The sequence below is a fragment of the Pseudomonas juntendi genome (assembly GCF_009932375.1).
Classification (GTDB): domain Bacteria; phylum Pseudomonadota; class Gammaproteobacteria; order Pseudomonadales; family Pseudomonadaceae; genus Aquipseudomonas; species Aquipseudomonas juntendi.
Map to the genome: position 1 here is coordinate 1 of NZ_BLJG01000052.1, position 16,747 is coordinate 16,747.

The 16,747-nt window shown below is 59.7% G+C and carries 29 protein-coding genes, 1 tRNA gene and 1 pseudogene; 13 read left to right on the top strand and 18 right to left on the bottom strand.

Going from position 1 to position 16,747, the window contains the following annotated elements:
* From GYA94_RS27895 to GYA94_RS08220, 13 genes are all read right to left on the bottom strand, one after another.
* Positions 1-242: acyloxyacyl hydrolase (locus GYA94_RS27895; protein WP_369008866.1), on the bottom strand; the 242-nt coding region annotated here is incomplete at its 3' end.
* A gap of 225 nt (positions 243-467) precedes the next feature.
* Positions 468-857 (bottom strand): antiterminator Q family protein, encoded by a 390-nt coding sequence (locus tag GYA94_RS08165; RefSeq protein ID WP_161892102.1) that lies wholly within the window; start codon positions 855-857, stop codon positions 468-470.
* The gene (locus GYA94_RS08170; protein WP_110678119.1) at positions 854-1,141 is read right to left on the bottom strand and encodes a hypothetical protein; all 288 of its coding nucleotides are present in this window, start codon (positions 1,139-1,141) and stop codon (positions 854-856) included. Before GYA94_RS08170 ends, GYA94_RS08165 begins: the two co-directional genes overlap by 4 nt.
* On the bottom strand, positions 1,138-1,650 hold the full coding sequence (locus tag GYA94_RS08175) for a hypothetical protein (protein ID WP_161892103.1): 513 nt from the start codon (positions 1,648-1,650) through the stop codon (positions 1,138-1,140). The genes GYA94_RS08170 and GYA94_RS08175 overlap by 4 nt, the downstream gene beginning before the upstream one ends.
* A complete protein-coding gene (locus GYA94_RS08180) occupies positions 1,637-3,049 on the bottom strand; it encodes a replicative DNA helicase (RefSeq protein WP_110678116.1) in 1,413 nt (470 codons plus the stop codon). Before GYA94_RS08180 ends, GYA94_RS08175 begins: the two co-directional genes overlap by 14 nt.
* On the bottom strand, positions 3,046-3,684 hold the full coding sequence (locus GYA94_RS08185; RefSeq protein WP_016489228.1) for an ATP-binding protein: 639 nt from the start codon (positions 3,682-3,684) through the stop codon (positions 3,046-3,048). Before GYA94_RS08185 ends, GYA94_RS08180 begins: the two co-directional genes overlap by 4 nt.
* Positions 3,685-3,850: 166 nt before the next feature.
* Positions 3,851-4,645: a helix-turn-helix domain-containing protein gene (locus GYA94_RS08190; RefSeq protein ID WP_161892104.1), complete on the bottom strand. Its 795-nt coding sequence runs from the start codon at positions 4,643-4,645 to the stop codon at positions 3,851-3,853.
* The gene (locus GYA94_RS08195; protein WP_161892105.1) at positions 4,642-4,869 is read right to left on the bottom strand and encodes a hypothetical protein; all 228 of its coding nucleotides are present in this window, start codon (positions 4,867-4,869) and stop codon (positions 4,642-4,644) included. Before GYA94_RS08195 ends, GYA94_RS08190 begins: the two co-directional genes overlap by 4 nt.
* Complete coding sequence (locus tag GYA94_RS08200) at positions 4,866-5,255, bottom strand: hypothetical protein (protein WP_161892106.1); 390 nt, start codon at positions 5,253-5,255, stop codon at positions 4,866-4,868. The genes GYA94_RS08195 and GYA94_RS08200 overlap by 4 nt, the downstream gene beginning before the upstream one ends.
* Positions 5,252-5,998, bottom strand: a complete 747-nt coding sequence (locus tag GYA94_RS08205; RefSeq protein ID WP_161892107.1) for a phage antirepressor — start codon at positions 5,996-5,998, stop codon at positions 5,252-5,254. Before GYA94_RS08205 ends, GYA94_RS08200 begins: the two co-directional genes overlap by 4 nt.
* Entirely contained in the window at positions 5,995-6,285 is a 291-nt protein-coding gene (locus GYA94_RS08210; protein WP_161892108.1) for a hypothetical protein, read from the bottom strand. Before GYA94_RS08210 ends, GYA94_RS08205 begins: the two co-directional genes overlap by 4 nt.
* The gene (locus GYA94_RS08215) at positions 6,282-6,551 is read right to left on the bottom strand and encodes a hypothetical protein (protein ID WP_161892109.1); all 270 of its coding nucleotides are present in this window, start codon (positions 6,549-6,551) and stop codon (positions 6,282-6,284) included. The genes GYA94_RS08210 and GYA94_RS08215 overlap by 4 nt, the downstream gene beginning before the upstream one ends.
* The gene (locus GYA94_RS08220; RefSeq protein WP_161892110.1) at positions 6,548-6,880 is read right to left on the bottom strand and encodes a hypothetical protein; all 333 of its coding nucleotides are present in this window, start codon (positions 6,878-6,880) and stop codon (positions 6,548-6,550) included. Before GYA94_RS08220 ends, GYA94_RS08215 begins: the two co-directional genes overlap by 4 nt.
* Between GYA94_RS08220 and GYA94_RS28640 the strand changes: the two genes are divergently transcribed.
* The 10 genes and pseudogenes from GYA94_RS28640 to GYA94_RS08270 all read left to right on the top strand — a co-directional run bounded on the left by GYA94_RS28640 (position 6,850) and on the right by GYA94_RS08270 (position 12,173).
* Positions 6,850-7,362, top strand: a complete 513-nt coding sequence (locus GYA94_RS28640; RefSeq protein WP_428842590.1) for a hypothetical protein — start codon at positions 6,850-6,852, stop codon at positions 7,360-7,362. The genes GYA94_RS08220 and GYA94_RS28640 overlap by 31 nt on opposite strands.
* Positions 7,363-7,652: 290 nt before the next feature.
* Positions 7,653-8,180 (top strand): S24 family peptidase, encoded by a 528-nt coding sequence (locus GYA94_RS08230; protein ID WP_223809608.1) that lies wholly within the window; start codon positions 7,653-7,655, stop codon positions 8,178-8,180.
* A 135-nt stretch (positions 8,181-8,315) separates the two neighbouring features.
* Complete coding sequence (locus tag GYA94_RS08235; RefSeq protein WP_161892111.1) at positions 8,316-8,708, top strand: response regulator transcription factor; 393 nt, start codon at positions 8,316-8,318, stop codon at positions 8,706-8,708.
* Positions 8,709-9,435: 727 nt separating this feature from the next.
* Positions 9,436-10,002, top strand: coding sequence for a hypothetical protein (locus GYA94_RS08240; RefSeq protein WP_161892112.1), 567 nt, complete (start codon positions 9,436-9,438; stop codon positions 10,000-10,002).
* Positions 10,002-10,481: a hypothetical protein gene (locus GYA94_RS08245; RefSeq protein ID WP_104925775.1), complete on the top strand. Its 480-nt coding sequence runs from the start codon at positions 10,002-10,004 to the stop codon at positions 10,479-10,481. Before GYA94_RS08240 ends, GYA94_RS08245 begins: the two co-directional genes overlap by 1 nt.
* Before the next feature lie 100 nt (positions 10,482-10,581).
* Positions 10,582-11,025 (top strand): tellurite resistance TerB family protein, encoded by a 444-nt coding sequence (locus GYA94_RS08250; protein WP_161892113.1) that lies wholly within the window; start codon positions 10,582-10,584, stop codon positions 11,023-11,025.
* A complete protein-coding gene (locus GYA94_RS08255; RefSeq protein ID WP_161892114.1) occupies positions 11,022-11,225 on the top strand; it encodes a hypothetical protein in 204 nt (67 codons plus the stop codon). Before GYA94_RS08250 ends, GYA94_RS08255 begins: the two co-directional genes overlap by 4 nt.
* Before the next feature lie 46 nt (positions 11,226-11,271).
* Positions 11,272-11,469: pseudogene (csrA, locus tag GYA94_RS28135) on the top strand (carbon storage regulator CsrA); the annotation flags it as partial.
* Between the two features lie 97 nt (positions 11,470-11,566).
* A complete protein-coding gene (locus GYA94_RS08265) occupies positions 11,567-11,794 on the top strand; it encodes a YlcI/YnfO family protein (RefSeq protein WP_125855583.1) in 228 nt (75 codons plus the stop codon).
* 97 nt (positions 11,795-11,891) lie between these two features.
* Positions 11,892-12,173: a hypothetical protein gene (locus GYA94_RS08270; protein ID WP_236184558.1), complete on the top strand. Its 282-nt coding sequence runs from the start codon at positions 11,892-11,894 to the stop codon at positions 12,171-12,173.
* A gap of 158 nt (positions 12,174-12,331) precedes the next feature.
* On the opposite strand, the gene GYA94_RS28140 is transcribed toward GYA94_RS08270, so the two are convergent.
* Positions 12,332-12,628: a hypothetical protein gene (locus GYA94_RS28140; protein WP_082438039.1), complete on the bottom strand. Its 297-nt coding sequence runs from the start codon at positions 12,626-12,628 to the stop codon at positions 12,332-12,334.
* Positions 12,629-12,753: 125 nt separating this feature from the next.
* Between GYA94_RS28140 and GYA94_RS08275 the strand changes: the two genes are divergently transcribed.
* From GYA94_RS08275 to GYA94_RS08285, 3 genes are read left to right on the top strand one after another with little or no spacing between them, the layout of a single operon-like run.
* Positions 12,754-13,491 carry a hypothetical protein gene (locus tag GYA94_RS08275; RefSeq protein WP_161892116.1) on the top strand — a complete coding sequence of 246 codons (738 nt, stop codon included), beginning with the start codon at positions 12,754-12,756 and terminating at the stop codon, positions 13,489-13,491.
* On the top strand, positions 13,488-13,859 hold the full coding sequence (locus tag GYA94_RS08280; RefSeq protein WP_236184559.1) for a hypothetical protein: 372 nt from the start codon (positions 13,488-13,490) through the stop codon (positions 13,857-13,859). Before GYA94_RS08275 ends, GYA94_RS08280 begins: the two co-directional genes overlap by 4 nt.
* Positions 13,856-14,104, top strand: a complete 249-nt coding sequence (locus GYA94_RS08285) for a helix-turn-helix transcriptional regulator (RefSeq protein ID WP_064314536.1) — start codon at positions 13,856-13,858, stop codon at positions 14,102-14,104. Before GYA94_RS08280 ends, GYA94_RS08285 begins: the two co-directional genes overlap by 4 nt.
* Before the next feature lie 2 nt (positions 14,105-14,106).
* Here the strand turns inward: GYA94_RS08285 and GYA94_RS08290 are convergent, their stop codons facing one another.
* From GYA94_RS08290 to purC, 4 genes are all read right to left on the bottom strand, one after another.
* Complete coding sequence (locus GYA94_RS08290) at positions 14,107-14,733, bottom strand: HEPN domain-containing protein (RefSeq protein ID WP_064314537.1); 627 nt, start codon at positions 14,731-14,733, stop codon at positions 14,107-14,109.
* Between the two features lie 28 nt (positions 14,734-14,761).
* Complete coding sequence (locus GYA94_RS08295; protein ID WP_161892117.1) at positions 14,762-15,739, bottom strand: site-specific integrase; 978 nt, start codon at positions 15,737-15,739, stop codon at positions 14,762-14,764.
* A gap of 108 nt (positions 15,740-15,847) precedes the next feature.
* A tRNA-Ser gene (locus GYA94_RS08300) sits at positions 15,848-15,937 on the bottom strand.
* A 91-nt stretch (positions 15,938-16,028) separates the two neighbouring features.
* Positions 16,029-16,739 (bottom strand): phosphoribosylaminoimidazolesuccinocarboxamide synthase, encoded by a 711-nt coding sequence (purC, locus tag GYA94_RS08305; RefSeq protein ID WP_004375217.1) that lies wholly within the window; start codon positions 16,737-16,739, stop codon positions 16,029-16,031.
* Positions 16,740-16,747 lie beyond the last annotated feature (8 nt).

Sequence of the window (16,747 nt, forward strand, 5' to 3'; positions counted from 1 at the left end):
AAGGACAGCGAGTGAGCCCCACCTGAAGCATCGCCTGCTTCCCAGTAGGTGTAGCCAGCATCCCAATAACCGGTGAGACGGCCAGTACTGGATTCAAACCAGCTTTTGTCCCAGTTAAAGCCAATGCCGACGCGCGCTGTAAGACCACCTTGGCCTGTCGCGCCAAGCGCTCCGGATAGCTCAGCCGCTCCGGCGGACGCAGCGAAAAGGGAAAGCGCCACAACGGCGAGAACGTTTTTCATACTCACGGTCTTCCATATTATTGAGTAGCAACCTATCAGAATCATAGCGCTATCAAATCGTTCCCTCATACAAGAAAAATGCTTTTTCTGGAGGGCTACCTGAATCGAAGCCCCTCAAAAACACAAAACCCCGACACGATGGCCGGGGTTTGTCTGTGTCGCGTAACGTTGCAAGCTGGACACGCTGCTATGAAAACAGGTGTTTATCCGCCCGCATAGATCTTTTTACGCAGCTTCTCGAATTTCTTCGAGGGCGCAGTCGATCCATGCAACGCCGGCCTTGATGATCTCCCGGGCCTTGCGCTCGGACATGCCTGCTTCCCTTCCGACTCGCATGGCTGGGTGCTTTGAGCCGTAGTAGGCCCAGACGAAGTCACCCATTTGCTGGTTGCGCTTCGTCAGCCTGGCCACCGCTCCGTCGATGATCAGGGCCAGGTCGTCTGTGATGACATGCTGCCGAGCACCGCCCTCGCTGGGTACGTTGTCGCGCATGAGCGCATAGAGAGGCGACACGTAACGTGGCACTCCCATCTCACACATTCGCCACCAGCCCCACTGCTCGAGCATGTACTCGGTATCGCCCAGCGCCTTGTCCGCGTAGGTTCGTTTCTTCATGCAGCCCTCCGGGGCGTTGGGTCGGTATCCAGGCCGAACAGCTCGCACAGGAGCTTGTGGGCGTGTTTGTTCTTGGCGTTGCCCTCGATGATCCAGTCCTTCGCGAACTCTTCGAACCCCTTGTTGGCTCGGGCAGCGTGCCAGTCAGTCACGATATCCATCAAGGCTGCCGAGGCCAGGCGGCCGTTGGGTAGGTCCAGCAGCATGCGGTTTCCGACTGAGAGGAACTTGCGCTCAACGGCGGTCAGGCTTTTGCGCGGCAGCGCCGCAGTTACGTTGCTCATCGAGCGACTCCTTGGGCCACACGGGCCTCGGCAATTCGCACATAGCCCAAGAACTGGTCGGCGGGCAGCGACTCCTTGATCACATCGAGGATGACCCGGTCCATGTTCTGCTGGGCTTGCGGCTTGGCCTCCTTACGCAACTGTCCACAGCGGTACAGGGCACGGGTACGGTCATGGTTGATGTGCTTGAGCGCTGCCTTCGCCCGGTTGTACCAGGCTCGGTCGTATGGCGTGCCCTGGATGGCCCGCTCGACGGCCTGCGCCAGCGACAGCTCCAGGCGGATAGCGTCAGCCACCAGCTGCTCATGCAGGGTCTCGCAGGCCTCCAGAGTGTCGGGCAACTCACGTGGGCCGACCAAACGCTGATGCACGCCTTCGGGTTTCGGGGTATTGCCAGTGGCAACAGGCTGCCCGGCACCAGCGCGCTTGGTCACGGTGACCGATACGACGGGCCGGGTCGGAGTGCGAGCGGGTGGTTTGTGGCCTGGCCACAGGTCAAAAAGTTTCATACTGAGCTCCTTTGGTGCGGTGGCGGCCGGCAAATGTCCTGCCCATTTCGACTTCTTCGTTGCTTGGCTGGTACCCGACTAGCTCGACGAACCGGTGATAAGCACCCTGGTGCTGCACCCGGCAGATGCCGGTTTCACCATGACGATTCTTGTCCACGATCAGTTCAGTGACGCCCGACTGCCCCTCCTCGGAATCGCTGTCTCGGTGGACCAGCACCACCACGTCGGCGTCGGCCTCGATCTGGCCAGAGTCACGCAGATCGCTCTTCGTGGGGCGCTTGTTCGCCCGGTTGTTTGGGCCGCGGTTCAACTGCGCCAGCACCATCACGGGCACTCCCAGTTCCTTGGCCAGCCGCTTGATCGACTTGCTGATGTCGGTGACCTGCTCATATCGACTGGCCGACTTACTCTCGCCGTTGACCAGGCCGATGTAGTCCAGCGTGACGGAGCCCAGGCCATGCTCGCGCTTGACCGTGCGGCAGATCTGACGGATATCGCGCATCGTCAGGGAGGCGTCATCACAGAAGATCAGCGGAGCGCCATCGAGCTTGCTCACAGCCGCCGTCAGGCCTGGCCAGTCGCTGTCGGCCATCGAATGTCCTTCGGTGATGTGCTTCAACTGCACGCTACCCACTGAGGCCAGCGACCGGTTTGTCAGCTCCACATCCGTCATCTCAAGGCTGAACACCAGCGACGTGGACTTGGCCACCAACGCCACCCGCTCTGCGATACCCAGGCCCAGGGTGGTCTTGCCGCTACCCGGGGCGCCAGCGATGACGACCATGTGCCCGGCGCAGATGCCGGGAATGAACTTGTCGAGCGATGGCAGCCCGGTATCGAAGCCCAGCACCACCTCGCGGTAGAACCGGCGGTCAATCCCGTCGATTGCCTCGGGCAGGATCTCGCCCACGAAGCGGTACCGCTTGCGGGAATCCAAACCTTCCGCCTCAAGGGCGATCCAGGCCTGCTGCCCCTGCGCCAGCACTTCGTCCAGCGAGTCGCCATCTTTCAGACGCTCCGACATGATGTGCGCAGCAGCGATCACCCGGCGGGCCACAGACCGCTGCTTCACGATCCGGGCGTACTCTGCGAAGTTTGCTGCGCTCGGCGTGTTGTGAGCGATGTGAGCAGCCACTGCCAGCGTGCCACGGCCGTCTGCCAAGGTCGGCCTGGCATCTGACAGGGTTACCACGTCGATCTGCCGCCCCTTCGCTTTGAGCGCCAGCAGCAACTCAAACAGCTCCGCGCAGTCGGCCTGGTAGAAATCCCCGACCTCAAGCTTCACGTCGTCAATGAGCGCTGGCTGGTGGATCATGGCGCCGATCAGGGCGTGCTCCGACTCAGGGCTGTGCAACCGTGACACATCCTTTGTGCAAGCCACATAATCTTGGTTGATCATGCAACCCCTCCAACACGCGCTGACGACCATGTGAAGGGAGCCAGTAGGCCGCCGTTCTCGCGCAGGCGGTCCATGGCCCGCGGCCCAATGAAGGCCGGCAGTTGCTCGCGGTCCTGGTTGCTGATCAGGATCGTCGGTCGAACAAGCTGATAACGTCGGTCGATCACCTCATGCAGCAGACTGGGCATGAAATCCTTGCCTGGACGCGGCGTGTGCATGCCGACCTCATCGATCACCAGCAGGTCGACTGCAGCCAGTTCAGCCAGCAGGTCGGACTTCGAAGGCCCGGCGTTGCTGCGGAAGCTGTCCGTCACGGCCTGCATGATCGCCTCGGCAGTGACAATCAGGCCCTTGGCTGCGTATTCCCGCACGACGTGCTGAAGGATGGCGCACGCCAGGTGGGTTTTACCGTTCCCAACCTCGCCCAGCAGCATCAGTGCGCGCCCAGCCCGGTAGTGGTCTTCAAACTCCTCGGCGTAGCGCCGGCAAATAGACTGGGCGCGAACCTTGGCGGAGTCGGCGTTGGTGATGAAGGTGTCGAACGTGCAGCCCCGGAAGCGCGGCGTGATGCCGGTGGCGAACAGGTCACGGTTGAGCTCTTCGGCTTCCCTCTCGGCGTACGCAGCGTCACGCACGCTGGCATCGCATTGGAGGTTCAGAGCCTCCCAGCGGCAGCGAGGGCAATCAGTTGCCTTCCACCCGCCATCAAACTGCTCGACCTGTTTTGCTTCGTATTGACCATGACCAGGCACTTCGCATTGAGCAACGCCGGTGGCTTGCTCGAAAGGGGCTGGCCTGAATTTAGATGAAGTCATCAGGGTACATCTCCTGGTGGTGGGCAGGCACTTGCAGCACTGCGCTTGCATTGGTCTGCTCTCCAGCCCGAGCAGGGAGAGCGCTGTCAGGGAAGAGCCCTGTCCACCCCTTGCCGATCGACAACTTGATCACAGCATCGGGGTTTGGGTGGTTGGCCAGATCCTCGGCCTGCTGTTTGCAGCTCGTTGCGGTCAGCGGCTTGCGGATCTCTTTGCGGTGCTGGCACCAGTCGGCCCAGGTCTCAGCCGACACGTTCACAGGCTTCGCGCTCAGAGGATCAAACTTGGCTGACTTCTCCCCCGCAGGCTTGCCTGCCCGCTTCTTTGGGTTATTGACGGATAACTGACGGATAGATGACGGATTGGGTGCAGCTGGTGCACCCCGTTCTGTCTTCATTTGCACCCCGTTCTGTTGTGAGCTGCACCCCGTAGCGTCTTCATTTGCACCCCGTTCAGCATCCTCGTCATCGCGGGGTGCAGCTGGTGCACCCCGATTTTCGACCATGTCGTAGACCACCGGCCGCCGGTCATAGCGGTCAATGTAGGCAGCGGCAATCGCCTGGTTCCCACGCCGGATAACTCCAGCGGCTTCTAAGGCGTCGAGCTTGTAACGGATGGTCCGCTCGGAAAGCCCGGTGTCGTCAGACAGGCTTGACGCAGAGGGAAACGCCCCGCGCCCGTTCTTGTCGGCGTAGTTGGCCAGGCACAGAAGCACATGGCGGCAAGTGGGGTCGGTGACCACGCGTTGCTCAAGCGCCCAGGTCATGGATTGGATACTCACAGCTCAAGCTCCTCTGTGACACGGCGCACGAAGGCTTCGTAGCTCTCGGCCATCTCGAAGCCGTTGTCTTCCATGGCCTGGCGCCCAGCCTTGGCCAGTTCGTACAGCGCCCACCGCTCTCGCTCTGGAAAGCCCTTGAACTGGCTGTAGGTAGGCCATGGGCCGGTGATGATTGACGCGCCAGAGCGCTGCTGGAGCGCCTGGGGGGGGGTAGACTGGTTCATTGCAGGGTCTCCCCGGTTGCGGTGGTGCGCCTCAGCGGCATCGGTGGCAATGGCGAAGGGGCAAGCGGTGGCTCGAGATCGACGGCGGGGCCGATCATCGCCCTGATGGCTGACTCCATTGCTCGCTTGGCGTTGTGTTTGGCCCGCAGCGCCTTCTGGTACAGATCGTAGGTGCCTGCCGTGTAGGCAATCACTGCCTCGTACATCGGGTTCGATGGGTCGATACGACGACTATTGGGATCGGGCTCACCCCTGGCCATGAAGAACGCACCGTACTCGCGGTTAAGCCGCATCTTCATGCGTCGAGCCATAGCCTGCGCTAGGTAGTATTCAGCCGCCCTTTCTGCGACCTGCTGAATGAGCTGCTTCTTGGTGGGCTTCCTCATGACTGCTGCCTCGCGCGGATCTTGAACCGCCCCTGTGGGATCTCTGGATGGGTGGCGCGCTCGGCGGTTTCGTAGGTGCACTCGGCCACGAACCGGTCAAAGCGCTGGGTGATCGCCGGCTTGGGCCAGATGGCGAACGGCTGCCCTCCTTCGTCAGCGTGGCGGCTGCGGACGAAGGCGTACGGCAGCGGCGCACAGCTCACCTCGCGCATCACCGCATTCACAACCCAGGCGGGCAGGCCGTGGCGGCGGTTTATTCGGTCGCGAATCGTGGTGATGGTCTCGAAGCCGCTGGGCACCGAATCGAGGTAGCGGACCTGCTCCAGCCTGGTGGTGCGGTCCTCGACCCGCTCAAGCGCCACCTGGTGGGCGGCTTGCTGCCGCTCGATGGCTACCAATTGGTTCGCGCTAGCGGCAATCAGCTCGGCCTGGGTCATTGGGCGCGTCTGCTGCCCTTCCAGCTCATTCAGGCGGGCAAGCACGCGGCGACGAACACCCTTCGACTCACGCATGGCGACCAACTTGCATTGGTCAGCTGTGAGGCGAAGCCCTTCGGACTGAGTGTTGTTCAAATTTTGCACTACGAAACTTTCGTAGTGCTCCCCATCAAGCTCATCCTTGCAGCGAGCAACGAAGTCGTTGTGACGAACCGATCCTTCGCCAAACGCAGCACGGGCCTCGTTGACCAGCGCCAGCAGTTCGGTGGTGTCCATGGTGGTGAACGCAGTAGAAGGCAGGTTCATGCCGCACCTCCCGCGCCACGTTTTGCAACAGCAGGGTTTTGTGGCGCGGCGCTTGCTTCGTCGATACGCTTCTCCAAGGTCTCCCGCTGATCATCCAGCGCGTTATGCCAGTCATCGGCGTTGTAAATAGCCAGATTCGCTAAATTGGCGCCGTGCTTATCGCCGGACGTATTTAGGCGGTCCTCAAGCACGTGCAGGACGCTGCGCAGCCAGTCGATCTGGCACATGGCGCACTGGACCTGGAAGGTAGCGTCCTGGGCAATGGTCTCAAGCTGGTCAGCGCTCATGCAGCACCTCCCTGCCCCGGAGCGACACCGGCATGGGCGCTGTACACCAAGGCGAGCGCTGCGTCGGCGGCGAAGTAAATCAAGGTGGCTTGGTTGGAAACGGTCGGTTCAGTCATCAAGTCGCGGAGACCAGCAAGAACCGCTTCCAAGCGATCAGTGGCTGCATCCAAGGACTCGTGAAGTGGAACACCCGCCACCGCCTCAAAGACTTCGCTGGCGCCACTGGGAGCGAAAGGATGCGCGATTGTTGTGGGCTGATTAGTCATTGCTCACCCCCACCGGCAGCTGCGCGGGCGACGCTCTTCTCGACCGACCAGATCAGCGCGCTCACGGTCTCGCCCAGAAACGCGAGAGTCGCCGCGCCATCGCAGTAGCACAGCTCGCCCATGTTCAAGCTGTCGTGCAGGTGGGAGCAAAGCTGGCTCAAACCCGAGGACAGCGTGCGAGCTGCCCGCAATGCGTCCTCGGCGTTCGTGCCGGCCGCTACGTTGAGCAGGTGCACACCCCGATTATCAATCGGCGTATCCAAGAAGCCGGTCTCGACGGTGAGGATGGGTTGCGCCGATGATGGCGTGGTGGTATTTTCTGCTTTCATTGATTTGTCCCTTCGAAAGACAAAGTGATGCCAAAGCCACCAGGTGCGAACTGGTAGCGACTAAGAAGCTCAGCTCAGGCTGGGCTTTTTTGTGGGCGGTCGAAAAGGTCAACCGCTCAGCAAAAAGAGGGATTGAGAGGCCTTCATGGGGAGGCCTGCGCGGTACTGGATGGGTGAACAGCCACCCCAGTGGAGCTGCGCAGATTGGAGGTTGGGGGTATCGTTTGCGTCAAGGTCGGCGGAGCCTCATTGCCGGCAGCTGCACAACGGTTGAGGATCCGGAACTCAATGACCTCAATGCGTCCATCCTCGAAAACGCGGACACGAATATCGCGAGACGATTTAGCCATCTGCGAAATCGCGCTTTGGGTAACGCCAACGGCCTTGGCGAGCTGCGGCTGGGTGCCTTTGCACCGAAGGAAGTCAGCCAGCTTAATTTCTTTCATGATGACTTCTCGATCAGGAACTCATCCAAATATTAGCCACGCTTTATTTTCGCCGCAAGCATTGATTAGCAAGGCTGGTTGCAAGATATAAGCTCTGCTAATAGGGTTCGCACATGATAACCAGACACAGACGCCCACTTACGCCTGAAGAGATTGCCGAGAGCGCAAGGCTCAAGGACATCTACAACAAGCGAAAATCAGAGGCCCGCAGCAGAGGGATCGCTCTTACTCAGACAGAGATCGGGGAGCGGTGTGAGTGGAAATCCCCACAGAGCACTGTTAACCAATATATGACTGGTAAGCTTGCTCTGAATCTGGATGCTCTCATGCGGCTATCCAAAGCTTTGGATTTCGCGCCAGAAGATGTTAGCCCCAGGCTCGCCCAGAGTGTTCAGCATCTCACCTACCCGTCCATTCAAGCTGGCAACGTGGAGCCAGGCCCTCCAATCACAACCGCACCTCGAAGGATCGAAATCGTGGGTACCGCCCAGCTTGGGAATGATGGCTATTGGGTTGGCTTGGATAACTCAGACGGATGGGTAGAAACTTGGTCTAGGGATGAGGATGCCTATGCGTTGCGACTGAAGGGCGATTCAATGGCCCCAGCTATTCGTAGTGGGTGGGTCGCGGTGTGCGAGCCTAATCATCGGCTCGTTCCAGGGGAGTATGTGATGGTGACCACTTCCGACGGGCAGAGCATGGTCAAGGAGCTTCTCTTCGAAAGCGAGGATGGAGTCAGTGTGATGTCCGTGAACTCGGCATACGAACGCCGAACCATAGACTGGTCAGACATAGACAAAATCCACTACGTCGGGAACATATTGGCACCAAGCAAGATTCTCAGCAGGATCTAGGCAGATCACCTCATCACGAACCCGCCATCCGGCGGGTTTTTTGCACCCATCAGAAAATAAATTAGCTGCGCTGTTGACATAAAAATAAAGCACAGCTAATTTTACTGACACCAACACACAGCACGGAGCACCACCATGACCGCAGCAACCACCATAACCGCCAATGGCTGGACCGGCTTCCTGGGGCGTGAGCTTTCCCCTCGTGAAGTCCAGTGCGTGCTGGGTATTGCTGCAGGTCAGACCTCGAAAGAGCTGGCGCGCGATCTTGGCGTTCAGCCTGACTCGATCAAGAAGCGCGTGCTGAGCGCAACCACGAAGCTGGGCGTAACCCGCCGGGCGCAGCTCGTCGCAGTGGCCATGCAGAAAGGGCTGATCAGTCCTGTCGCGACGGCCTTGGCCTTGGTGCTGACTCTGCATTCGATGATCGGTGATGACGTTGCGCTTCGGGTGCGCCGAGGCGGCGGCGAAAAGCGTATCGAAACCAGGATGGCAGCGCGGCGGGTCGAGCTGCAGGTAGCGCTGGCGTAGCAGCGGCGAGCGCCTTCGGTGAGGGCGTTGTCCGGTGCTAGAGCATCACAAGGCATGGCGGGCTGAGGTGAGGTCAGGCATGGCCTGGTCGGGCGTGGCCGGGACGGGCGAGGCAAGGGCTGTTTACAGCGGTCTGCCCTTTCGAAGAGAGGGTTTTCCGGTGGCTCCAGTCACCAAGAGCCGCGGCATGGGCGGCACGGCAAGGCGCGGCGAGGCATTGCGGGCCAGGGCAAGGGCTGATTTCTCAGCGTACAGCGCATCCGCGGGTGTGTTGTGCGGTGTGAAAACATCATATGGCAAGGCCAGCTACGGCTGGGCGAGGCGGGGTCAGGTTTGGCTTGGCTGGGCGCGGGCTGATTCAGCGTTCAGCCGCTTCACAGAGGCGGTTGAGCGGTGCAAAAGCATCATGAGGCATGGCTGGTTTCGGCAGGGCTGGGCCGGGTGCGGCATGGTTCGGTCTGGTGCGGCAGGGGCTGCTGGTCAGCGTAATGGCCATTCGTTGAGTGGTCATTGCGGTGCGAAAGCACCTGGGGCGAGGCCGGGCAAGGCATGGCGAGCCATGGTCGGGTGTGGCGCGGCACGGGCGGTAATCCGCACGGGGTCACCAGCGTAACTGGTGACAACTTCAAAGCAACTTCCCCTGAGGTTGTTTTGAAGTTCCAACACGCAAAGCACCGTGCATCGCATTTGGCGAAAAGGCACACGCAGCTATCTATTGGAGATATCCATGCAAACTCTGAAAGTTAAACTCACTGGCACCCGTCCGCTTCTTGTTCACTCCGACGTGTTCGCCGATCCGCTGAACAAACTTACCAAAGCGCATAAGCAGCTGACTTCTAAGCGCAAGAAAACCGATGAAGACCACGAACTTATCGCCCGTAGCGAATGGCGCGGTGGCCTGTACTTCTCGGAAGATATCGGACCGTACTTGCCCGGCATCAACATCGAGTCTGCACTTGTCGCAGGTGGCAAACTTTCGAAGATGGGCACCCAACTCAAGCGCTCGGTCGAGATCATGGACACCCGCTGCCCCATCATCTACGAAGGTCCGCGCACCGTTGAGGGGCTGTGGGATGAGCAGTTCTACGACGCCCGCTCGGTCAAGGTCGGCACCGCCCGAATCACGCGGTATCGACCCCTCTTCCGCTCCTGGGCCGTGGTCTGCGAGATCGCCTACGACCAGGAATCCATCGACCGCGACCAGGTTCTGAAATGCCTGGAAGACGCTGGCCAGTACTGCGGCGTCGGTGACTACCGCCCGAAGTTCGGCCGCTTCACCGTGGAGGTGCTGTGATGGCTGTCGTGCCGCTCAAGCCGAACACTTGGAGCCTGGAAAAGGCGATCGAGCAGTTCAAAGCTGACAAGTTCGAAGACGGCCAGCTCATCAGTCACGCCTGGCTGGAGTGGGCGCTCAACCTGCCGAAGCCGACCAGTGCGAAGGAAATGGTCAACTGCCAGTTCATCATTCTGGATCGTGTCGAGCAGTTCAAAGAGGCGCTACTGACCCAGCACCAGATTTACATTGTCAGCGTGCGCGGGAAGGGATACCGGATTGTTCCGCCAAGTGATCAAGCTTTCATCGCTGTGGACAATGCAATGCAGGGAGTTCGCCGGGAGTTCAACAAGTGCGAGAAGGTGATGAAGAACACCCGCCTCGGTGAGCTTGATGCTGATCAAATCAAGCGGCACACGGATGCACAGCTGAAAGTGTCTGCAATTGCCGGGATGGTCGGCAAAGGAAAGCGCGAAGTATTCAGCCTGTTCAAGGCATAACTTCCGCAAAGTGACACCATAACTTTCATTGAAAGCCAAGTTACTCGGCAGGCCCCCGGCTTGCCTGGAAAAAGCTCCACCAACCCAAGAGGAAACACCCATGTTCGGCAAATTGTTCGGTAAGAAAGTCAGCAACGCCAAAGCGGAGATCAAGAAGGTCGAGAACCGTGACCTGATGCAGGCCATTGTCGGCGGCTGCATCTTGGTGGCCGCGGCGGACGGCGAGATTGAGAAGTCGGAGACCGACAAGATCGATCAGCTCATCCGCTCCAACAAAAACCTCGAGCACTTCGGCGCCGAGATCACCGCCACCTTGGGGCGCTTCACCGAGCAGCTGCAGGCCGGCTTCCGCGTGGGTCGCCTGAACATCCTGCGCGAGATCCGCGACATCAAGAACAACCCCGCTGACGCCGAGGAGGTGTTCGTCAACATGATCACCGTGACTGAGGCTGATGGCGAGATCGAGCCGGAAGAACTGAAGGTGCTGACGGAGATCGGCCGTGAGCTGGGCCTGCGCCTGTCCGACTTCGGGATCGAGGCGTGAAGCGCAAACACATCGGCTTGGGCGCCGTGGCGGGGCTTGCCCTGTCCGGCTTGGCAATCACTGCGGCGGTGAACTGGGGTTCCTGCCAGTGGTACGGCTACCAGACCGAGCGACAGACCAAGTTTGCGCCCTATGTCGGCTGCATGGTGAAGACGCCAGGCGGCTGGGTTCCTCGCAACGAGCTGCGCAAGACGCAGTGAATGGAAGGGCGGCGAGCGCCGCCCTCCCCCACAAGGAGTTCTGACCATGTTGATCCTCACTCGCCGCATAGGCGAATCCATCAAGATTTCCGACAACATCACCGTTGTTGTGCTGGGCGTGAAGGGCAGTCAGGTGCGCCTGGGCATCGAAGCGCCGGAAGGCGTAGCTGTGCACCGCGAGGAAATCTTCGAGCGCATCCAGGCCGGTCTGCAGCAATCGGCGCCGGCAAATCAACCTGAGCCCGACCGGTCCGAACCGCTGTACGCCAACCGCACCGAATCGGAGTGGCGCCAGCTGCTGGCTGAGGAACAAGCCGTGCAGGTAAATAAGGAGGTGGCCCATGGCCTTTGAATACGGCTCCCGCGATGCGGACAAGTTCGTCGTGCGACTGCCAGATGGCATGCGTGACCAGGTTGCAGCGGCAGCCAATGCAGACGACCGCTCGATGAACTCCCTGATCGTCACCGCGATTCGCAACGAACTGGATGGACGCGCCCGTGCCAACGCTCTCCTCGATGCGCTGGCCCAGGCAGCAGAATCCAAGGGGGTTCAACATGCAAGCGCCTGACCGTATCACCTTGGTTTTGAAAGCGCCCGAGGGTGGAAGCCTTGAGCAGGTCCTGCCGTTCGCTCTCCGCGGGGCCCACGTTTCAATCGGGCGCGGCTTGGCTGTTATCACCGGGGCCAGCCAGGGCGACCTTGTTACCCCAGCGCTTGACCGCGAAGAGTTCTCTATCGACAACCACGTCCGCATGGCCGCCGATGCTCGCCGTTACCGCTTTCTCCGCGACCGCGAGCGCATCGAAGACCCCGATGAAGACCTGCTGGTGGTGCGTGGCGATAACTGGCTATCCGGCGAAGAGCTGGACCAGGAGATCGACACCGCACTGCGCGTGCAGGCAATGCAGCAGCAGGTGGTGCAGGACACGCAGGAGCAGCAGCCATGAAGCAAGTCGACCTGCTCCTGCTGCTGTGGGATGCCCTGCAGCAGCGCCAAACCACCTTTGGCCAAGTGTTCGACCTGTCTGCCGCTTGTGGCCTGGATGGGCGCCGTGTGCTGGCCGATCACTTCGACTCACAACTTGGACACGGACGGCCTGGGTTCCTACACGGCCCCGTCGTCGGCAACAGCCAAACTGCCGCCCGTTGCGAACAGGCGGGCCCGATCAGTGCCCCAGGTGAGCGCTTTGCTAATGGTCTCGCCCGGCCTGCTCGGGTAGTACTCCTCAAGAAGGAGCAGCCCGTCAACGCGATATACACCGATAAAGAGTTGAGCCACACCGGTACGAGAGAGGCGGCTCTGAACATCAATCGTGGTGCCATCGCTGAGTTTCTCGTCATGGCTACGATGGTGAAGTTGATGGTCTGCCCATTCCCAAAACCTAGCACCTCGATTCTTCATAACTCCCCCATCCCTAGAAGTGTTCTGAGCATTAACTTCATGCCTTTCAAGGTTTATAAGCCAAATACTCGCCTGTCAATAATCCTCCAGCCCAGAGCCGCCAGTATAGTTTCAGGAGGTTTCCAATGATCAAGCGCCGATCAATCAACCCCGCCGCCCTCCCCGCCATCGGCCAGCCCCTGGGCGGCGGCTTCTTCGCCGGCCGTCTCTTCTTCGATGGTGCTGAGCACGCAGTCATCGACGCAGGCCGGGAGTTCGAAGTGGTTGCCCATTGGTGGCAGGAGGAAGGCCCACGCCCACGCATCCGCGGCGCCACATCGCGCTTCGACGGAATGGTCAACACCCAAGCCATGGCCGCCGAGGGCAGCGCGATCGCCCGCAAGGTGCTGGGAATGAACATCCGTGGTACATGGGGCTGGCACATCCCGTCGATCGAGGAGCTGCAGGTCCTGCGCTGCAACCTGCTCCAACTGCCCGACTGGGGGCGGCAGGGCCTCGGCCAGAACAAGGAAGCCGCCCAGGCCTTCGTCTGCGCCCACGACTACTGGACCAGCAGCCAGAAGGCGAACTCGGCCACCGCCTGGTACATGGCCATGCTGCCCTGGTGTACACCCGAGACGAACTGGGTGAGCAAGTGCAAAGGAATCAGGCCGGTGCGCACCCTGCTGATCAGTCAGGAGGCTTTCGTGCATGAGCCATCTACCGATGTGACCGTGCCCAGCGCCGATCTGCGCGGTTTGGCCAACCAGCAGGCGGTGGCCACCGTGCTCGAGCGGTTCGTGAACGAGGACACCGGTAAGTTCTACGGGCGAGCCGAGGCACTGGTGGCTGAGCTGACGGCTCTGGCGGAGGTGGTGTCGTGAACATCGTTGCAACAATGGCATTGCGTAGAGCCCTTGGCCGACGGAACTCAGTGCAGTCGCGAGCGGCTGCCCGGATTGAACCTATCAACGCCGAATCGCCAAAGCCAGCCATCGAACCCCTTGTAATCAAAGGGCCGATCAACCGGTACATGTTCCTTCAGGGGCGCGAGTGGGCTATCGACATGGTCGCCTCTCTTCGCGCTGCACCTGTCGAGCTAGTAATCGAGCGCTTGATCGGGGCAGCAACTGGCCGGCCAGGTAGCTACGTAGCCGGAATCGAGTCTGTGGTGCATGAACTGAAAGGCGCTGACGCAAAAGGTCAGGCGGAAGATGAGAACCTGACGGACCAGGTCGGGAGGAAGGCATGAGTGAAGAAACCGAGGTACTGACCGTCGAAGGCCTGGCCAAGCTGCTGGGTCGCACCGAGGCGTCGATCAGAGAGGGCATTCGTCGAGGCGTGCCGTGGTTGCCCAAGAGCTTCAAGATGGGCAACCGGCACTGCTGGCTGAAAGAGGACGTGCGCAAGTTCCTGCGCGAGTATCGGGATGGGGAACACGCAAAGCCGAAGCCTGGCCGGAAACGGAAAGCCCCTCCATCTTTGCGTGTTGCTTGAGTCTATCGAATCGATTCGATGGCCGCGATTACTGATGCTATCCAGTCTACATCCAGAGATACTTGGTCAGGGTTTAGGTCGTTGAACTTAAGTTGTCTGGGGCGAGAAGATCGAAGAATATCGCCTTCGTGCGCAATTTGATTTCTCCGGTGCACCAACGGATTCAATCGTTCCTTGATATCAGCAACGCCAACGTTTAGAACCTTAGCCGCTTTGGCCCAGCCGTCCACGACTCCTGCCATAGACATAGCCATCTGGACTTGGTCGAAAGACTGGAATGTTTTGTATAGCAACTGTTTTTGAGCCGTATTCTTTAATGCGTTCCAAGGCCGGGTTTCTTTTCCTGCTCGCCGCCCTTCAATCATAGCGTCAGCAAGTGCCGCGACATCCGAAAAAGGTATATCGAGTTTAGCTAATGCCTTGGGGAGCTTCGCATTCTTGGATACCGCGGTGATTTCTTGGAACACCATCCAATGCATATAGGAGTCCATTGCGCCAATAGCCATGACCAGCGCCGACCGGACCAAGTCGTCACGGACATCAATATTTTCAGATTTTTTAGACGCTAGGAGGAGATTCCTGCTGCGAGTTATGCAGGAATTTGCAGCTTCAATAGCCGTAAACGCCATAATATGTCTTCCTTGAAGTGTTTGATGTTCAACCCAGCTTCTCAGCGAGGTCTTGGGGGCTCAGGTGCGTATAGCGCTTGAGCATCGCCAGGGTCTTGTGACCCGTGATACTCGCGACTTCCATCATGGTGAGGCCGCGCTCGAAGAAACGACTGGTCGCCTCATGGCGTAGGTCGTGAAGGCGCAGCCCTTCAATCCCGGCAGCCTCGCAGGCTCGGGGAAAGTAATTGCTGATTGTGTTGAGGGCAAGGCTAAAGTATCGGCCGCCACCGATCGGCGTGGGCAGGCTATCCAGCAGGGCGATCGCCCGGGAGGACAATGGCACGGCGCGCCGCTCGCCGTTCTTGGTGTCTTCGAGATATGCCACCTTGCTGCGCACTTGGTCGCGGCGCAGCAATAACAGCTCAGACCGGCGCATTGCCGTCTCCACCGCCAGCTCAATAAACACCGGAAGCTGGGCATTCATCTGACCGGCTGCCTTGTACAGCGCTGTGAGCTCCGCCGGCGTCGGGCGCCGATCTCTCTCCTTGCTACCCTTGGGCATCCGGATAGCTCGGCATGGGTTGGTCAGTCCTTCGATTCCCCATTCCTTGGTGGCCACCGTAAAGAGATGGCTGATCACCGCCAGATTGAGGCGCACTGTCGCCGTCGACTTCCCTTCCTTCAGCTCGGCATCGCGGTAGGCGGCCATGTCGCTAGAGCGGATAGCCGCCAGGCCCTTGCCGGCCAGCTTGTGCTCCTTCCACTTCTTGATGCGGACCTGCTCCTGCTTGGCGCCCTTCTTGGTAGAAGTCACCTCGGACAGGTATCGATCCAGGGCCTCGGCGAGCGTGGTGCTCTCGGCCTCGCGCATGTCAACGAAACGAGCACGCGACATGTCACCCTCGATCTCGGCGGCCCATCGCTGGGCTTCTGCCTTGGTGTCAAAGGTGGCGGAAAGGGTTGGATATCCTTTGCGGCGGATCTGGGCGCGCCAGGCGTCACCGCGCTTTTCGTAGTAGGCCATGGCGGAATGATAGCGAACGCTTGGGGGAATTACACGCTCCCCCATTCCCCCAAAATTCCCCCAAACGAAAAAGCCCCGAGGGCTATACAGCGCTCGGGGCCTTTAATATGGCGGAGAGATAGGGATTTGAACCCTAGGTACTGTTGCCAGTACAACGGATTTCGAATCCGTCCCGTTCGACCACTCCGGCATCTCTCCAATGCCGCGCATCATACCAGCGTTCTTTTAAAACGCAAACCTTTTTTTAAAAAAAATCGCGTGGTATCAGGCGCTTGCGTGAACGCACCGCTTACAGCGGCACGCCCAGGCGCTTGGCAACTTCTTCGTAGGCTTCGATCACGTCGCCCAGGCCCTGGCGGAAGCGGTCCTTATCCATCTTCTTGCGGGTTTCTTTGTCCCACAGGCGGCAACCGTCTGGGCTGAACTCGTCACCCAGCACGATCTGGCCGTGGAATACGCCGAACTCCAGCTTGAAGTCGACCAGCAGCAGGCCGGCGTCATCGAACAGCTTGCTCAGCACTTCGTTGACCTTCAACGACAGCTTTTTCATTTCTGCCAACTGCTCGGCGGTACCCCAGCCGAACGCGACAACGTGGGACTCGTTGATGAACGGGTCGCCCTTCTCGTCGTTTTTCAGGAACAGCTCGAAGGTGGACGGCTCCAGCTTGATGCCTTCTTCAACGCCCAGGCGCTTGACCAGGCTGCCGGCCGCGTAGTTACGCACTACGCATTCGACCGGGATCATGTCCAGCTTCTTGACCAGGCATTCGTTGTCGCCCAGCAGCTTGTCGAACTGGGTCGGCACACCGGCTTCTTCCAGCTTTTGCATAATGAAGGCGTTGAACTTGTTGTTCACCATGCCTTTACGGTCGAGCTGTTCGATGCGCTTGCCGTCGAACGCCGAAGTGTCGTTACGGAACAGCAGGATCAAGCGGTCGGCGTCATCGGTCTTGTAAACCGATTTGGCCTTGCCGCGGTAGAGTTCGTCGCGTTTTTCCATGATTGGGC

What these genes read in the sequence shown, in the direction of transcription:
- GYA94_RS08170 (WP_110678119.1), bottom strand. Translation starts at nt 1,141, where the DNA reads ATGAGCAACGTAACTGCGGCGCTGCCGCGCAAAAGCCTGACCGCCGTT.
- GYA94_RS08245 (WP_104925775.1), top strand. Translation starts at nt 10,002, where the DNA reads ATGGCTGTCGTGCCGCTCAAGCCGAACACTTGGAGCCTGGAAAAGGCG.
- GYA94_RS08200 (WP_161892106.1), bottom strand. Translation starts at nt 5,255, where the DNA reads ATGAGGAAGCCCACCAAGAAGCAGCTCATTCAGCAGGTCGCAGAAAGG.
- GYA94_RS08290 (WP_064314537.1), bottom strand. Translation starts at nt 14,733, where the DNA reads ATGGCGTTTACGGCTATTGAAGCTGCAAATTCCTGCATAACTCGCAGC.
- GYA94_RS08215 (WP_161892109.1), bottom strand. Translation starts at nt 6,551, where the DNA reads ATGACTAATCAGCCCACAACAATCGCGCATCCTTTCGCTCCCAGTGGC.
- GYA94_RS08250 (WP_161892113.1), top strand. Translation starts at nt 10,582, where the DNA reads ATGTTCGGCAAATTGTTCGGTAAGAAAGTCAGCAACGCCAAAGCGGAG.
- GYA94_RS08265 (WP_125855583.1), top strand. Translation starts at nt 11,567, where the DNA reads ATGGCCTTTGAATACGGCTCCCGCGATGCGGACAAGTTCGTCGTGCGA.
- GYA94_RS08240 (WP_161892112.1), top strand. Translation starts at nt 9,436, where the DNA reads ATGCAAACTCTGAAAGTTAAACTCACTGGCACCCGTCCGCTTCTTGTT.
- GYA94_RS08235 (WP_161892111.1), top strand. Translation starts at nt 8,316, where the DNA reads ATGACCGCAGCAACCACCATAACCGCCAATGGCTGGACCGGCTTCCTG.
- GYA94_RS08175 (WP_161892103.1), bottom strand. Translation starts at nt 1,650, where the DNA reads ATGAAACTTTTTGACCTGTGGCCAGGCCACAAACCACCCGCTCGCACT.
- GYA94_RS08195 (WP_161892105.1), bottom strand. Translation starts at nt 4,869, where the DNA reads ATGAACCAGTCTACCCCCCCCCAGGCGCTCCAGCAGCGCTCTGGCGCG.
- GYA94_RS08275 (WP_161892116.1), top strand. Translation starts at nt 12,754, where the DNA reads ATGATCAAGCGCCGATCAATCAACCCCGCCGCCCTCCCCGCCATCGGC.
- GYA94_RS28140 (WP_082438039.1), bottom strand. Translation starts at nt 12,628, where the DNA reads ATGAAGAATCGAGGTGCTAGGTTTTGGGAATGGGCAGACCATCAACTT.
- GYA94_RS08205 (WP_161892107.1), bottom strand. Translation starts at nt 5,998, where the DNA reads ATGAACCTGCCTTCTACTGCGTTCACCACCATGGACACCACCGAACTG.
- GYA94_RS08180 (WP_110678116.1), bottom strand. Translation starts at nt 3,049, where the DNA reads ATGATCAACCAAGATTATGTGGCTTGCACAAAGGATGTGTCACGGTTG.
- GYA94_RS08220 (WP_161892110.1), bottom strand. Translation starts at nt 6,880, where the DNA reads ATGAAAGCAGAAAATACCACCACGCCATCATCGGCGCAACCCATCCTC.
- GYA94_RS08285 (WP_064314536.1), top strand. Translation starts at nt 13,856, where the DNA reads ATGAGTGAAGAAACCGAGGTACTGACCGTCGAAGGCCTGGCCAAGCTG.
- GYA94_RS08230 (WP_223809608.1), top strand. Translation starts at nt 7,653, where the DNA reads ATGCGGCTATCCAAAGCTTTGGATTTCGCGCCAGAAGATGTTAGCCCC.
- GYA94_RS08210 (WP_161892108.1), bottom strand. Translation starts at nt 6,285, where the DNA reads ATGAGCGCTGACCAGCTTGAGACCATTGCCCAGGACGCTACCTTCCAG.
- purC (WP_004375217.1), bottom strand. Translation starts at nt 16,739, where the DNA reads ATGGAAAAACGCGACGAACTCTACCGCGGCAAGGCCAAATCGGTTTAC.
- GYA94_RS28640 (WP_428842590.1), top strand. Translation starts at nt 6,850, where the DNA reads ATGATGGCGTGGTGGTATTTTCTGCTTTCATTGATTTGTCCCTTCGAA.
- GYA94_RS08165 (WP_161892102.1), bottom strand. Translation starts at nt 857, where the DNA reads ATGAAGAAACGAACCTACGCGGACAAGGCGCTGGGCGATACCGAGTAC.
- GYA94_RS08295 (WP_161892117.1), bottom strand. Translation starts at nt 15,739, where the DNA reads ATGGCCTACTACGAAAAGCGCGGTGACGCCTGGCGCGCCCAGATCCGC.